The following is a 15513-nucleotide window of genomic DNA, read 5'->3' as shown; positions in this document are numbered from 1 at the left end:
TCCTCTAATGCATTTGTTTGGGAATTGACAATAGCTTATGTCTTACTATAAGCAAGTTATCAAAATAAACGGGATTTATTTCTTGATTCATTACAAAAACCTTAATATCTTCAGGTCTAAAATATGGTAACTCTAATTTTAATTCAATCTTTTTCCATCCATTAGGTAACGTTTTAATTACAGTATTACCAAAATTATAATAAAGACCAGGTGTAACTGAAGAACATACAATGCCAGCATTACTGCCTCCCTTTTTATCAAGCATCCAAACAGTAATATCTATTTTTTCAGGGAAAACAAAGTCCTTAAAAATATAAGTAAAGCCATATGGGTCAGATTGACTTAGTTTAATAGCATAATCTCCTTTAAAACGCTCTTCGGTTGTGCGATTTAATGAATATAAAAATTTAATATTATTATTTGCTTCTGATATAAAATTTGATTTGCAGGAATCTAATTTTTCAGCTCCACAATAATACGTTCTTATATCAAACAAATCCTCGTTAATTCCAACCTTTGCATTATTATGATTGGGGGTTTTGCAAGCATTATAATATTCCAGAGTTGGCTCAATTTTCCCAAAAGACGCCCAATAAGACTCTTTGGTCATGGAGTCGTAATGAATAGAACCTTTATAATACTGTCTGCTTTGGAATAGGTTAAAACCAATCAGTAGAAATATAATATGTAATGTTAAAATAAAGATAATTTTATTCCATTTTTGAATTTTAGATAAAAGAATAATAAAAGGGATAGATAAAATGGCATATGATTCAATATAAGCTCTGTTCCCATATCCTGTGTACCACCAACACCACCAAGAAGAGATGATGTAAATATTTAATATGGTAAAAATAAAAATGGGATAAAACATAAACTTATTCTTTAAAAGAATAGGGATTCCCATTAATGATAAAATCATTAATGGGGTATATAATAACCACCCGTTTCTAAAACTAAACAAATTATTTAATATATTCAGTTTGTTGAAAAAAAATCTTTCATTTTGATATGAAAAATAAAAATACTGACCAGCTTGCATTTTCCAATATATTATTTGCGGCATCCAAATAACAATAGAAAATAAGATAATTGTAATTATTAGTTTATAGTTTCTAAAATAAAAGTAGAACCTTTCTTTTAATTTGCTAAGACTATCTACTTCGAAAAAAATGAAGAAAACGCTTATAATAATGTTTGTTGGTCTTATAAGCGAAATTAATCCAATTAACAAACCAATAATAATGCTGTAAATTATGCTTGGATTAGAATACCATTTTTTTGTAAAATAAATAAAGGTACAAAATAAGAAAAAGCTATAAATGTGTGATGTGGTTGAGAAATATGTTGAATAAATAAGAAGATTTGTTCCTAACACAATGCTCAATATTGTAATTCCAATTAAGTATTTATTGAAATAATATTGAAGAAATTTTCTAAGAAAATAAAGACCAAATAGCAAATATATAACACTGCTGAGAACTAAAAGTTGCTTATATGGTTGTGAAAAGCCATTTGCAGGATATTTTGTATATGGTGTAATGGCATGTGCAATAAGAAAAAATGGAGAATACATGATTGCAAGACCCATAGTTGTCTTAATTACAGGCTTTCCGGTAGGAGAAACTAACGGCCAATAAATTTCGCCTGGTAATTGTTTGTTTTTTGTGAAAAAATCAAGTGAAAGATCATGATGAATAAAGGCAGCAGGTACATAGGCATAATATGATACAACATCCCATTCAATAACTCTATCTTCCTTTTTCCATAAAGAATTCCTGGCTATAATTATTATCAGTATTCCAACTATTAAAATATTAAAAATTCTTAGCCAGTTTATTTTTAGTCTTAACTTCATAAACTTTTTTAATTAATTTTTAGAATAATCTTGCAATGGGGTTTTGGGTACATTGTTAATGTCAAAGTTTAATGCCGAAAGTAGAAGTTGAAATCCTAGAATAATAGGTAATGCAGCAAGCATGACTGTACCACTTGGTGTTGGGATATGATAATAACTATTACCTATCCAGTTGTTTAGTCCGTGAGAAAAGCCGAATAGAAATAGAATTATACCAAAAATCAATTCAATAGATGCAATATTAAAATCACGAAGAAAATAATTATAAAATATTCTTTTGTTAAATCGGATGAAATATTTAGGAGGAAACTCAAATAATACTTTTTTAATATTTAAACTACTTTTTTCATTTTGATACTTTGCATCCATTATAAAATCAGTAACGACAGCTCTATTACTACTAAGTCTAAATAACATATCGCTCTCAAAAAAATATCTGTTTTCAATTTTGTCTAAAGGTAGTTGCTTAAGTGCAAAATGATGAATTGCAATGAATCCGTTTGTTGGGTCCATTATATTCCAATATCCTGTAACTATTTTATTTATTAAAGATAATATACTATTTCCAATCAATCTAATTCTTGGCATTTTTAATAAAGTAGTAATGTTATGAAAACGATTACCCTTGACAAAGTCAGCTTTACCATTGATTATTGGTTTTATTAATTGTGAGATTAGATTTGGGTCCATTTGACCATCGCCATCTAATTTAACCATTATTTCACAGCCATCTTCTAAGGCTTGTCTATAACCTGTTTTTACAGCACCTCCAACTCCTAAATTTTTATTATGAAAAATAACGATTACTCTAGGATCGGAAATATTTTCCTTAACAAATTGACCACTTTTTTCTGGACAACAATCATCTATAATGTATATGTTGTTTACGTTGTAGCTTATCTCGCTAATTAATTTAATTATGTGATCTCTAACTTTAAAACATGGTATGATAACAGCTATTTTCATTTTATGTGATAAATACAGTTTTTATTAAAAATGGTATACCTAAAAATAGAATATATAGCCCTGAATCCATCTTTCCAACCAATCTTTTTCCCTTCGGCATAAGTTCGCCCATAATATGAAATGCCAACTTCGTATATTCTAATTCCTTTTATTCTTGATAATTTTGCGGTTACTTCAGGTTCAAAGCCAAATCGTTTTTCCTTAAGTTTTATCGATTGTATAATTTCAGTTTTAAATACTTTGTAGCAAGTCTCCATGTCTGTTAAGTTCAGATTCGTTAACATATTAGACAGTCTAGTTAAAAATCGATTTCCTATACTGTGCCAGTAATATAATATTCTGTGAGGTCGTCCACCAATAAATCGAGATCCATAAACAACGTCAGCAAATCCTTCGATAATTGGCTTAAGTAAGTCGTTATATTCTCTTGGGTCATATTCGTTATCGGCATCCTGAATAATTAAATAATCGCCTGTTGCTTGTCTTATACCTGTATGAAGTGCAGCCCCCTTTCCCTGATTTATTTCATGGTGTAAGAATTTAATGTTATATATCTTGTGCTCGTTGCAATATTTTTCAACTTCTTCTTTGGTTTTATCTTTTGAACAGTCGTCAACAACAATAATCTCTTTTAAAATATTATTTATTAATTTAACATTTGCGACTTTGTCAATTATCGCAGCAATTGTTTTTTCTTCATTATACGCAGGAATAACTATAGATAATTTGTTAATCACAACTAAATTGTTTTTTAAAAAATTAAACAAAGCTAATATATTTCTAAAAATTTCATAATATGATTCTTTAAGTCTTTTTTTATTAAATGATTTAAATAAATTTACTATTTTAGCTACAAGTCTCACTATAATTTTTTCAATCTAAAAATTAACCTATTTTTGCAGTATAATATTTAAAATTAGATATGGCATCAACAGCGGATTTTAAAAACGGACTTTGCATAGTATATAACAATGATTTGTTCTCTATAGTGGAGTTTCAGCATGTGAAACCAGGTAAAGGTGGAGCGTTTGTAAGAACAAAACTTAAAAACCTTAAAACCGGAAAGGTTATTGAAAACACATTTACATCAGGAGTAAAAATTGATTTGGCAAATGTTGAGCGTAGGGCTTATCAGTATCTTTATAAGGATGATATGGGATTTAATTTTATGCAGACTGATACATTTGAACAAATAAGTATTCAGGAGAATATGATTGAAACCCCTGGTTTATTAAAAGAAGGGACTCAAATTTATATTGCTTTTGATGCAAATACTGAAACTCCTTTAACTTGTGAGTTTCCGCCATTTATTGAAATGGAAGTTACTTATACCGAACATGGTTTAAAAGGTGATACCGCTTCATCAACCGCACTTAAAAAAGCAACATTAGAAACCGGTTTAGAAATAAAAGTACCATTATTTATTTCTGTAGGTGAAATAATTAAAGTTGACACACGCGATTTGAGTTACTCAGAAAGAGTTAGGAAATAAATCTTTTTATGAGGCTGCCCAGACCATATTCAATAAAAGAAATTGCAGATTTTCTGGGAGCAACTTTTAATGGAGACATCAACGTTTTTGTAAATGGGGTAAACGAAATACATCAGGTAGAAAAGGGCGATCTTACATTTGTTGATAATGTGAAATATTATGAACGGGCCCTTTTTAGTTCAGCTTCGGTAATTATTATTAATGAAGTTCCTGATGAAAAGCATGGAAAAAACTTTATCATTTCTCCTGATCCATTTCGCGATTATAATAAATTTATTAAACAATTCTCGACTTTTAAACAGAGTCAACTTGCAATTAGTAATACAGCCAAAATTGGTAAGAATACTATTATTCAACCTAATGTTTTTATTGGCGATAATGTGATTATTGGAGAGAATTGTGTTATTCATTCTAATGTAAGTATTTATAATGATTGCGAAATTGGTGATAACGTAGTTATACATTCCAATACAGTTATTGGAGCTGATGCTTTTTCTTATAAAAGAAAACCAGAAGGATTTGATAAATTAATTTCATGCGGAAAAGCTATTATTAAAGATTATGTTGAAATAGGTGCTAATTGTACTATTGACAGAGGAATTAGTGGTAATACAATTATTGGAGAAGGTACAAAGTTGGATAATCTTATACAGATTGCGCACGATGTTAATATTGGAAAGAATTGTTTGCTTGCTTCACAGGTTGGTGTTGCAGGAAATGTAATTATTGAGGATGATGTTATATTATGGGGACAGGTAGGAATTCAGAAAGATATTACAATTGGAAAAGGAGCAGTAGTGCTGGGTCAATCAGGTGTTCCTAAATCTTTGGAAGGGGGAAAGACGTATTTTGGTTCTCCTGCTTCTGAGGCACGTGAAAAAATGAAAGAAATAGCTTACCTGAAGCAAATACCTGTTTTAATGAAACTTTTAACAGAAAAACTATGAGCGAAAAAGCATCACTAAAAAGGTTACAGCTTTCGAATTTTAAGCTTGATGCTTTGCTTGATATTTCACAGGCGATAAATGAGAATCTTTCTACCGAAGGGTTGTTGCGACGTTATGAGAAAATAATAAGAGAAGATCTTGGAATTGGCAAAGTTATTTTATATAGTTATAACAATACGTGGAAGTGTATTCTGTCATCAGGAATAAGATACGAATTATATAGCGAAATAATAGTAGAGCATGATTTGCTTCATTTCAGAGAGATAACAAATCTTACAACAATGGAGCATCAAAAACTTGCTTCTTTTGATGTTGTAATTCCTGTATTTCATAAAGCAATGCCATTGGCATATTTGCTTTTAGGTGATATTGATGAAGAAAGAGATGGGATTAGTCCGGTAATAAAACATCTTCATTTTTTTCAAACGCTTACAAACATTTTAATTGTAGCAATTGAAAATAAAAGACTATATAATGAACATATCCAGCAGGAAAGTATTAGAAAGGAAATGGAGCTTGCAAGCAAAATGCAAACTAACCTAATCCCTAATCCTGATACTTTGCCAAATAATGAATTCTTATATGTTGCAGCATATTACCATCCGCACTTTGAAGTTGGGGGTGATTATTACGATTGCTTAAAATTAAGTGATAACGAATATGGCTTTTGTATTGCCGATGTATCGGGAAAAGGGATGGCAGCGGCTCTTATTATGTCAAACTTTCAGGCAAGTTTACGTGCATTATTTACAACGGAAATTAGCTTGAGTGATCTTGCGATAAGGCTAAACAGTATTGTAATGACAAATACAAATGGAGAAAAATATATTACTGTATTTCTTGCAAAATATAATACTAACAATAAGCAATTAACATATATTAATGCCGGACATATTCCTCCTGCATATTTATCGAATAATAAAGAAATAAAGTATCTTAAAGAAGGCTGTCCCGGATTTGGCATGTTAAACGAGATACCTAAAATTACAGTTGGCTCTCTGGATGTTACAACAGGTTCAAAATTACTCCTTTGTACTGATGGCTTGGTTGAAATGGAAAATGAGAAAAACGTTGAATTTGGTTTTAGTGAAATTGAACGTTACATGGAGAGTGAAGAGAGTATGGATAGTACAATCTGGAAGATTATTCAGCGATTAAATATCTACAAAGGACGAAAATCATTCTTTGACGACATTTCGATTTTAGGAATAAAATTTCTTTAAGATAATGTTATAACAAAATGTACTTACTGCCTTTAAGTGAGGAATTGTTTTTGTGTTTAACACCCAATATACCTCGAAATTACTAATCTTTGTATTTCAGAAGTACCTTCGCCAATTTGTAATAATCTTTGATCACGGTAAAATCTTTCAATATCGTAATCTTTCATTAACCCATACCCACCATGTATCTGAACAGCTTCGTCGGCAACAAATTTTGCAACTTCAGAACAATATAACTTTGACATTGCAGCTTCTTTTTCGAATGGCTTATGGTTATCTTTTAACCAACATGCTTTATATAAAAGGTTTCTTGCTAATTCAACTTTTAATGCCATGTCGGCTAATTTAAAAGCTACTGCTTGTTGTTTGCAAATTGGTTTTCCAAACTGAACTCTTTCCTGTGCATATTTTAATGCCATTTCAAAAGCTCCCTGTGCAAGACCCAAGCCCATTGCGCCAATAGATAATCTACCTAAGTCAAGTGTGCTAAGCATTATTTTAGACCCGTCGCCACGTTTACCAAGAATATTTGATTCTGGTACTTTACAATCATCAAAATACAATTCTGCAGTGTTTGATGCTCTCCACATCATTTTATCATGCATTGTTTTGGGTGTAAACCCTGGAGTTCCATTTTCAACTATGATTGTTGTAAATTCTTTTTTGCCATTCTCGTCACTCGATACAGTTTGTATTGTTGAGCCAAGTGAGATTTCAGAAGAAGCATTTGTTATAAAAATTTTTGAGCCATTAATTACCCAATTACCATCCAAAATTTTTGAAGTGGTTTTTGAATTTCTTGAGTCAGATCCAGCTTCGGGTTCAGTTAATCCAAAACCCCAAAGATTTTTACCACTGCATAATCTTGGTAAATATTTTTTCTTTTGTTCTTCAGTACCATAATAATAAATAGGATTTAAGCCTAATGAATTTCCAGCAGCAATTGTAGCAGCATGAGAACCATCAACTCTTGCTAATTCTTCAACAGCAATAATATAAGATAAGTAATCTAAACCCTGACCACCGTATTCTTCAGAAACAACCATTCCAAATAAACCAATATCGCCCATTTTTTGTGTTAATTCAACAGAGAATTGTTGTTTAGCATCTAATTCTTTTGCTAGTGGCTTAATTTCTCTTTCTGCAAAATCGCGAACAGATTTTCTTATAAGATCGTGTTGTTCATTTAATAAAGGGTGTTCCATAGTCTAAAAATATTAAATATAATTATTGTATAAAAATGCTAAATATTTTTGAACTATAAAAATTATGATTTATAAAATATGTTATTTAAATGATGAATCAATTTTATAAAGAAAATGCCAAATTTCTTGCTATTTAGATTTATTCTAATTAAATTTGCGGTGGTTAAAGTACTTAACTTTATATTATGGAAAACGAGCAAGATAAAATAATTTCGGAAGTTACAGATGGTGAGTATAAGTATGGTTTTTTTACCGAAATAGAATCAGATACTATTGCTAAAGGTTTAAGTGAGGAAGTTGTAAAATTAATTTCTGGAAGAAAGAACGAACCTGAATTTATGCTTGAATGGAGACTAAAAGCATTTGAACATTGGAAAAAAATGAAAATGCCGGAGTGGGCTCATTTAACAATTCCAAAAATTGATTATCAGGAAATTATTTATTATTCAGCTCCAAAACAAAGTGCTGAATTAGCATCTTTAGATGAAATTGACCCCGAACTGAAAGCTACTTTTGATAAACTTGGAATTCCTTTAGATGAACAAAAAAAATTAAGCGGAGTTGCTGTTGATGCTGTTATGGATAGTGCATCTATAAAAACAACATTTAAAGAAAATCTCGCAGACCTGGGAATTATTTTTTGTTCGATGAGCGAAGCTGTTCGCGAACATCCCGACTTAATTAAAAAATATTTAGGGTCTGTTGTTCCATATACCGATAATTTTTTCGCAACATTAAATTGTGCTGTATTTAGCGATGGGTCCTTTGTATATATTCCAAAAGGTGTTCGTTGTCCAATGGAACTTTCAACATATTTTAGAATTAATGCTGAAAATACTGGTCAATTTGAGCGAACCTTAATAATTGCTGATGAAGGATCTTATGTAAGTTATTTAGAAGGCTGCACAGCTCCAAAACGAGATAAAAATCAGTTGCATGCTGCAGTTGTTGAACTTATAGCATTAAAAGATGCAGAAATAAAATATTCAACTGTTCAAAACTGGTATCCTGGCGATAAAAATGGAAAGGGAGGTATTTATAATTTCGTAACAAAACGCGGAATATGTAAGGAAGATAATTCAAAAATTTCTTGGACTCAGGTTGAAACCGGTTCTGCGATTACATGGAAGTACCCGAGTTGTATATTAAAAGGTGATAATACCTCTGCAGAATTTTATTCTGTTGCTGTAACAAATAATTACCAACAGGCAGATACTGGAACAAAAATGATTCATATTGGAAAAAACACAAAAAGCAGAATTGTTTCTAAAGGTATTTCTGCCGGACAGAGCCAAAACAGCTATCGTGGATTGGTAAAAGTTCTAAAGAATGCCGAAAATGCACGCAATTTCTCTCAATGTGATTCATTGTTATTAGGAAATAATTGTGGAGCGCATACATTCCCGTATATTGAAGTCGATAATAAAGAAGCAATAGTAGAACACGAAGCAACTACTTCAAGAATTGGTGAAGACCAGATTTTTTATTGTAATCAACGTGGTATTTCTACTGAAGATGCTGTAGGTTTAATAGTAAATGGTTATGCGCGCGAAGTTCTTAAACAGCTTCCTATGGAGTTTGCTGTTGAAGCACAAAAACTTCTGCAAATTAGTCTGGAAGGTAGTGTCGGATAAAACAAAATATGAAAATTAAAATAAGCTTTAGTGAAATTTTGAGTGTTAGTGTTTTTGTGGCAAAAAAGTAAAAAGAATAAGATATGTTATCAATTAGAAATTTAAAGGCATCCATAAACGGAAAACCTATTTTAAAAGGGATAAATTTAGAAGTTAAACCTGGAGAAGTTCATGCGATAATGGGACCAAACGGTTCGGGTAAAAGCACATTAGCTTCTGTACTTGCAGGTCGTGAGATTTTCGAGGTTACTGGTGGAGAGGTTCTTTTGGAAGGAAAAAATCTTTTAGAATTATCTCCTGAAGACAGAGCCAGATTAGGTATATTTCTTGGTTTTCAATATCCAATTGAAATTCCGGGTGTTAGCATGGTTAATTTTATGAAAACTGCAGTAAACGAGATTCGCAAATATCGTGGTTTGCCATTGTTAAGCTCATCAGATTTCTTGAAATTAATGCGCGAAAAAAAGGAATTGGTGGAAATTGATTCTCAGCTAACAAATCGCTCAGTAAACGAAGGCTTTTCCGGTGGCGAGAAAAAGAAAAATGAAATATTCCAAATGGCAATGCTAGAGCCTAAATTAGCGATACTTGACGAAACAGATTCTGGTCTTGATATTGATGCATTGCGAATTGTTGCAAATGGAGTAAATAAGTTAAAACGTCCAGATAATGCGACAATTGTTATTACTCATTACCAAAGGTTACTGGATTATATTGTGCCAGATGTTATACATGTTTTGTACAATGGTCAGATTGTTAAAACAGCAGGAAAAGAGCTTGCTTTAGAGCTGGAAGAAAAAGGATATGATTGGATAAAAAAAGAATATGCTGTTTAATTTTGTTTATTATGGCTGAAGAGAATAAAATATCAATTATTAAAAATGACCTTGTTGATGCTTTTCGCAAAAACAGTAAAATTATTTTTGAACAAACTCCTGGATTCATAAATGAGTTAAGAAGTAAATACTTTCAGGAATTTGAATTAGTCGGATTACCTGCAAAAAACAGTGAGTTTTATAAATATACCAATATTGAGTCTGCATTTTTTGGAGCTTATAAAAAACAATTTTCACCACAGCCCCTAACAATAGACATTAAAGAAGTATTTACTTGTGATGTGCCAGAGCTAGAAAACCACTTAATGCTTGTAAATGGATGGTTTTACGATAAAGAAAAAAAGTTAAATGTTTTACCTAATGGTGCTATAATTGGAAGTGTAATTGAAGCTTCAAAGCAGTTTCCGGAATTGGTAGAGAAACATTATGGGAAATATATTGCTGAGCAAAAAGAGTCTTTGTCGATGCTTAATATGGCTTTTGCTCAGGATGGTCTTTTTGTTTATATTCCAAAAGGTGTTGTAATTGAAAAACCAATTCAACTTATAAACTTAGTTGTTGCAACTGAGGAGTTGATGATTCAACCGCATAACCTTATTATTCTTGAAGAAGAGAGCTCGGCAAGTGTAGTTATATGCGATCATAGTTTAAATCCACATGCATTTTTATTAAATAGCACAACAGAGGTACATGCAGGTAAAAATTCAAGATTTGAAATTTGTCGTCAACAAAATGCACATGATCATTCTGTACAGTTAACAAATACTTTTATTTTGCAAAAGGAAAGCAGTCATGTAAATTCGGTATACGTTACTTTACATGGCGGTATTGTTAGAAATAACTTATATGTAAATCTTTCTGAACCAAATGCCAAAAATAAATCTTATGGATTGTGGTTAGCAGATAAAAATCAACATATCGATAACAATACGTACATTCATCATGCAGCGCCAGAGTGCGAAAGCAATCAGCTTTATAAAGGGATACTTGATAATTCTTCAACTGGAATATTCTCAGGTAGAATATTGGTTGATAAGCTGGCTCAGAAAACAATAGCGTTTCAGTCGAACAAAAATCTGTTAATGACTAATGATGCAAAAACACGTTCAAAGCCACAACTCGAAATTTATGCAGATGATGTTAAGTGTAGTCATGGCTCAACAACCGGACAGCTTGACGAAGATGCAATGTTTTATTTACGTCAGAGAGGAATTTCAAAAAAGGAAGCTTGTCACTTATTAATGCTTGCCTTTGCTGATGATGTAATAAATAAAATTTCTATTGCTCCTTTACGTGATGAGATAACCGGATTAGTTGAAAAACGTTTAAGAGGCGAACTTTCGAGATGTAACAGATGTAAAGTAAATTGTGGGTAACTTTTGTTACTGTGATAATGTAAACCTTACGCTTATACCAACGTTGGTATTGTATGTGTCAAAGCTTGTAGATATTTTGGGCTTACGAACAATTCTATCATAGAATAAACGGAGGTTAAAGTTTTGCCCCAGCTGATAATCTGCAGAAATTTTAATTGTAATCATTTTCTGACCTGCTGTAAGTTGATCATAGCCACCTGTAGTACCCGTTTGTGTTATTTCTAATTTATGAATAATTGTAAAATCGTTTCTGATTGAAACATCTGCGCGGAGGTTTAAATCACTTTTAAATGTTTTAGAATTTATCTGGAATGTTAAATCTTTATATCGGTATCCAGTTCCAAAAACAAATTCTTTAGATTGCATTTCTGTAACCTGATTATTATTTAAACCAAAAGAAAGATTTCTGCTTCGTTTAATTTCTACTTTTGCTATTACACTATTAAGCATTGTTGCATCAATACTAATAAGCGGACTAAATTGTTCGCTAATTGATACAGCATTAATTTCTCGCTGTGGAATAAAGTTGCCTAAAGTATATCTTGTCCAGCTGAAACCATCCTGACCATATTGATCTTGATTAAAATCAAGACTTGTTGAGAATGAATTTACACTATAAGAAGAACGGTATGCATGAGCCAGAGTAACTGTTCGGAAATATTTTTTTACAATTTTTAAATTTGTTAAGCCACCATAATTTATACTCCAGTTAGGACTCATACTTGCAACACCAGGGAATGATGTTAATCCTATATGATCTGGGCTTTTGCCCGAGTATGCTGCTAAAAATGCAGGAATAAGTACATCCTGTGAAGTTGGTCCATAACCGTCAGGGAATCCGTCAGCAGTTGTCTGACCTGTATAACCCTGAGAGTTTGCCAATGAACTTTCTGCACGATTTGCAGCAAGTCTTTTAGCAATTGTTAGCCTATAGTCTTTAAAGTGGTCAAAATTATTTGAGCTATAATCTGCATTAAATTTTTCGAAAGTGGTATTCCATGTGTTATATGTCATACTGAAACTTCCTGTAACTTGTTTTCCGTACTGACTGAAATTGTCATTTGTGCTATTATATCTGAAGTACTTTGTTTCGTTTTCGGAATTAGTTCTGTTAGCTGTTACATCAATTCTCATTCCGGTTAATGGTTCAATTGTAGCACGGATATTAAGAGTTCTTGTGTTGTTCATTAAATAAGCAGCATTTAATAAAGTATCTTTTGTTAACCAACGATGTTCATTTGCTGCTCTGGTTCCAAAAGCAGTATCCTGAATACCTGCAACAAATCCTAAACCTGGTGCCCAACTTGGACCATAAGGTTCCATTCCTATAAATCTAGTGTTTGGTAAATAACCGGGCAATACAGTTCCGCTATTATCAGAATAAGTAACGGTAATATTCTTAACACACATCATAAGTCTTGCAGATTGTTCAAGAGCTATAATAAAAATATTATCTTCTTTTTCCCGTTGACCAGTAACAACAACAGATGCCATATCTACATCTTTATCTGTAGTTATAAGAACTCTGTTTTCGGTAACAACTTTCAGAACATTTGGAACATCTTTACCTGAGGTGTCGGTAACTTTTACTGTAACGTCAATAGTTCCGAGTTTGTGAGAAATTGATTTAGGAATATTTGCTTTAAAATTATATTTTCTAGGTGGGTCACCTTGTTTTGGGAATACAACCGTTTCTTTTTGCTTCTTTGCAGGTTTCTTACCCTTGGCATATTTCTGGTTAATTCTTTGTAAAACCGGCAATTTGTTATATAAAGAAATCATATTTGCCTGACCGTTTATCTGACGGGTGTTACTGTTTTTAATGGTGTTACCTAAATTAATTGATTCGTCTGCAAAGCGAGGTGTCGCAATCCATTCATATGTACCACCGTATCTTGCAGAAGCTGATAGCCAGTTTAATATAGGTAATTTATTTATTGGTAAAGTGTAATTTAAATTGAAATTATGCCTATAATTTGTAGTTCTTCCAAAATTTGAAACGCTGTTCCATACTGAGTCTTTCCAATGTTCGTATTCCTGTTTATAATCTTTATCTACTCTTTGACCATATTGTACAGGCTCATCAATTTTAGCAATATTATTTGCCGAGAAATCAAATTTTAAAGATTTAGTTATGTCAAATTTAAAGTCATAAATTCTGTTCCACTGAAAATCTTTAGTATATGTTGCAGGAATTGGGTAACTCATATTTTCAACATTTCGAAGTTGAATTTCATTATAAGTTCTGTCAACATCAGTCATAAATGAGAATTGAGAAGGCAGAAAATAGAAATTAAAATCTTTAATAAGTTTAAAAATCGGTTTATTTAACAATTTACTATTTTGAAATGGCATTACATTTTTAGGTGTAGTGTTAAAATTATAAGTCAATGCACCTCTGTACATTTTCTGACGATTGAAAACAGTTGAGATATTTCTTGAATATTGTTCGCTGAATGAATAACTAACTGCAAAGTTTGAAATATTCCATGGTGCGGGAGTTGTACTGGTAGTATTTAATTTAACATTGGTAAAATTCAAACTCTTTCTTCTTGTATAATCCTGAACCATTTTTCTTAAAGAATCTTTATCGCTTTTTGATTCTAAATCGGAAAGAGAAACTTTTAATGGAATATCAGGATCCAGAGGATTATATTGTGGGTTTTTAATTCCTTCTGAGTATCCAATAAACATAGGAACACTTAGTTTAACTTTTTCAGGAAGGAATTTTCCAAGTTCAAAATTTGAAGCTATATCATATTGTAAAATTTCTTCCTTGCTTCGTTCGCTAACTTTTTTCTCAATACTTCCAAACCCAGGTGTACTTGTAGAGCCAGAAACTGTAACTGTTCCAAAATCGGCAAGTTTTGCCGACATTCTTAAGTTAGCTGCCCATCCGCCTCTTTCGTCAAAATCGGTAAGACGTAATTCGTTTACCCAAACTTCCACACATTTTGGCATTCCGTCATCTGCAATATTGTTATTGGTTTTAGAGCGGTTACGAAGTCCAATCATTACAGTTCTGATATTACTTAAATTTGGGTTTCCAACAACAGATACTCTATTGTTACCAATATATATAGGGTATAATGAAGTTAGCGTAATATCACTTCCGCCAGCTCGCATTTCGTTATTACGCAATTGTTTAACCTTTTGGAAATCTTCAAATGGAAAATCGAACATATTTGATTCGGGCCACACTATTTTACGGGCTTCTTCATCGTCATTATTATATGCTCCGGGAGGTGTTAAGGTAAGAGGAATTTCATATTCGTAGTAATTATTCTGATAATCAGAACCAATACGTAAGAATACACACATGTCGTTATTATTTATTGGCAAACCTTGCATTGCTTCGGCATGTACAAACATTTGCAGGCGTTTGTACTGACGAACATCAAGTGTTACATTTCTATAAGCAGCACGTGCATCACCATCTTCAAGAGCACAAACCTTCAGAACCATTGCTTGTTCGTTTAACTGACGTAACTGAGGATTGGTTGGGTCTATTACCCTGTCAACTCCCGGAGGTAAAACATAATTTACAGGAGTTTTTGAACCGTTTTCTTCAATGTTAACAGCAGTAACATCAAAAGCTGCATCTGATAATTCGTCTGGCAAATTAAATCCTCCTTCTAAGAAAGATGCATTATATTTTCTCCATTCACCTCTTACCAGTTCAAGTTTTGCAAAACGTAAAACAACAGGTTTTTCATAACCTCTTAAAAACATTCTGAAAAAGCGGATTGATTTAAAATCCTGAATTGCTCCTACAATAGTATCGGGTTTGTATAATGGAATTTTAAACTGATACCATTTAACCGGATTTCCTTCAGAGTTTTGTCCGGTAATTTCATCAACAATATAATTTTGTCCAACCTGCAATTTATCAGGACGCATTTGGATTTTATATTGAAAATAACTTTCAAATTCACTTAATGTGTTATCTCTGTTAATGTCTTCTGTGTTAGGTTGA

11 protein-coding genes are annotated in these 15513 nt (G+C 32.0%); 6 read left to right on the top strand and 5 right to left on the bottom strand.

Annotated elements, in window-relative coordinates; all coding sequences use genetic code 11:
- Positions 1 to 4: 4 nt before the first annotated feature.
- The 3 genes from HY951_07950 to HY951_07940 are packed head-to-tail and all read right to left on the bottom strand — an operon-like array spanning position 5 to position 3561.
- Complete coding sequence (locus HY951_07950) at positions 5 to 1858, bottom strand: hypothetical protein (GenBank protein MBI5539975.1); 1854 nt, start codon at positions 1856 to 1858, stop codon at positions 5 to 7.
- A 12-nt stretch (positions 1859 to 1870) separates the two neighbouring features.
- A complete protein-coding gene (locus tag HY951_07945; GenBank protein ID MBI5539974.1) occupies positions 1871 to 2824 on the bottom strand; it encodes a glycosyltransferase family 2 protein in 954 nt (317 codons plus the stop codon).
- On the bottom strand, positions 2821 to 3561 hold the full coding sequence (locus HY951_07940; GenBank protein MBI5539973.1) for a glycosyltransferase family 2 protein: 741 nt from the start codon (positions 3559 to 3561) through the stop codon (positions 2821 to 2823). Before HY951_07940 ends, HY951_07945 begins: the two co-directional genes overlap by 4 nt.
- A gap of 185 nt (positions 3562 to 3746) precedes the next feature.
- Here HY951_07940 and efp point away from each other — a divergent pair, with 185 nt between their 5' ends.
- From efp to HY951_07925, 3 genes are read left to right on the top strand one after another with little or no spacing between them, the layout of a single operon-like run.
- Positions 3747 to 4316: an elongation factor P gene (gene efp / locus HY951_07935; protein MBI5539972.1), complete on the top strand. Its 570-nt coding sequence runs from the start codon at positions 3747 to 3749 to the stop codon at positions 4314 to 4316.
- A gap of 8 nt (positions 4317 to 4324) precedes the next feature.
- Positions 4325 to 5263, top strand: a complete 939-nt coding sequence (locus HY951_07930) for a UDP-3-O-(3-hydroxymyristoyl)glucosamine N-acyltransferase (protein MBI5539971.1) — start codon at positions 4325 to 4327, stop codon at positions 5261 to 5263.
- The gene (locus tag HY951_07925) at positions 5260 to 6486 is read left to right on the top strand and encodes a SpoIIE family protein phosphatase (protein MBI5539970.1); all 1227 of its coding nucleotides are present in this window, start codon (positions 5260 to 5262) and stop codon (positions 6484 to 6486) included. The genes HY951_07930 and HY951_07925 overlap by 4 nt, the downstream gene beginning before the upstream one ends.
- 56 nt (positions 6487 to 6542) lie before the next feature.
- Here the strand turns inward: HY951_07925 and HY951_07920 are convergent, their stop codons facing one another.
- Positions 6543 to 7691: an acyl-CoA dehydrogenase family protein gene (locus HY951_07920; protein MBI5539969.1), complete on the bottom strand. Its 1149-nt coding sequence runs from the start codon at positions 7689 to 7691 to the stop codon at positions 6543 to 6545.
- Positions 7692 to 7876: 185 nt separating this feature from the next.
- Between HY951_07920 and sufB the strand changes: the two genes are divergently transcribed.
- The 3 genes from sufB (at position 7877) to sufD (ending at position 11537) form a co-directional block, all read left to right on the top strand.
- Positions 7877 to 9325 (top strand): Fe-S cluster assembly protein SufB, encoded by a 1449-nt coding sequence (gene sufB, locus HY951_07915; protein ID MBI5539968.1) that lies wholly within the window; start codon positions 7877 to 7879, stop codon positions 9323 to 9325.
- 83 nt (positions 9326 to 9408) lie between these two features.
- The gene (gene sufC, locus HY951_07910; GenBank protein ID MBI5539967.1) at positions 9409 to 10161 is read left to right on the top strand and encodes a Fe-S cluster assembly ATPase SufC; all 753 of its coding nucleotides are present in this window, start codon (positions 9409 to 9411) and stop codon (positions 10159 to 10161) included.
- 11 nt (positions 10162 to 10172) lie between these two features.
- Positions 10173 to 11537 carry a Fe-S cluster assembly protein SufD gene (gene sufD, locus HY951_07905; protein MBI5539966.1) on the top strand — a complete coding sequence of 455 codons (1365 nt, stop codon included), beginning with the start codon at positions 10173 to 10175 and terminating at the stop codon, positions 11535 to 11537.
- A gap of 6 nt (positions 11538 to 11543) precedes the next feature.
- Here the strand turns inward: sufD and sprA are convergent.
- The coding region (gene sprA / locus HY951_07900; protein ID MBI5539965.1) for a cell surface protein SprA at positions 11544 to 15513 on the bottom strand (3970 nt) is incomplete at its 5' end.

The organism is Bacteroidia bacterium, assembly GCA_016218155.1.
Classification (GTDB): domain Bacteria; phylum Bacteroidota; class Bacteroidia; order Bacteroidales; family GWA2-32-17; genus GWA2-32-17.
This window is presented reverse-complemented; position numbering and strand designations above follow the sequence as displayed.

What these genes read in the sequence shown, in the direction of transcription:
- HY951_07950 (MBI5539975.1), bottom strand. Translation starts at nt 1,858, where the DNA reads ATGAAGTTAAGACTAAAAATAAACTGGCTAAGAATTTTTAATATTTTA.
- HY951_07945 (MBI5539974.1), bottom strand. Translation starts at nt 2,824, where the DNA reads ATGAAAATAGCTGTTATCATACCATGTTTTAAAGTTAGAGATCACATA.
- efp (MBI5539972.1), top strand. Translation starts at nt 3,747, where the DNA reads ATGGCATCAACAGCGGATTTTAAAAACGGACTTTGCATAGTATATAAC.
- HY951_07930 (MBI5539971.1), top strand. Translation starts at nt 4,325, where the DNA reads ATGAGGCTGCCCAGACCATATTCAATAAAAGAAATTGCAGATTTTCTG.
- HY951_07925 (MBI5539970.1), top strand. Translation starts at nt 5,260, where the DNA reads ATGAGCGAAAAAGCATCACTAAAAAGGTTACAGCTTTCGAATTTTAAG.
- HY951_07920 (MBI5539969.1), bottom strand. Translation starts at nt 7,691, where the DNA reads ATGGAACACCCTTTATTAAATGAACAACACGATCTTATAAGAAAATCT.
- sufB (MBI5539968.1), top strand. Translation starts at nt 7,877, where the DNA reads ATGGAAAACGAGCAAGATAAAATAATTTCGGAAGTTACAGATGGTGAG.
- sufC (MBI5539967.1), top strand. Translation starts at nt 9,409, where the DNA reads ATGTTATCAATTAGAAATTTAAAGGCATCCATAAACGGAAAACCTATT.
- sufD (MBI5539966.1), top strand. Translation starts at nt 10,173, where the DNA reads ATGGCTGAAGAGAATAAAATATCAATTATTAAAAATGACCTTGTTGAT.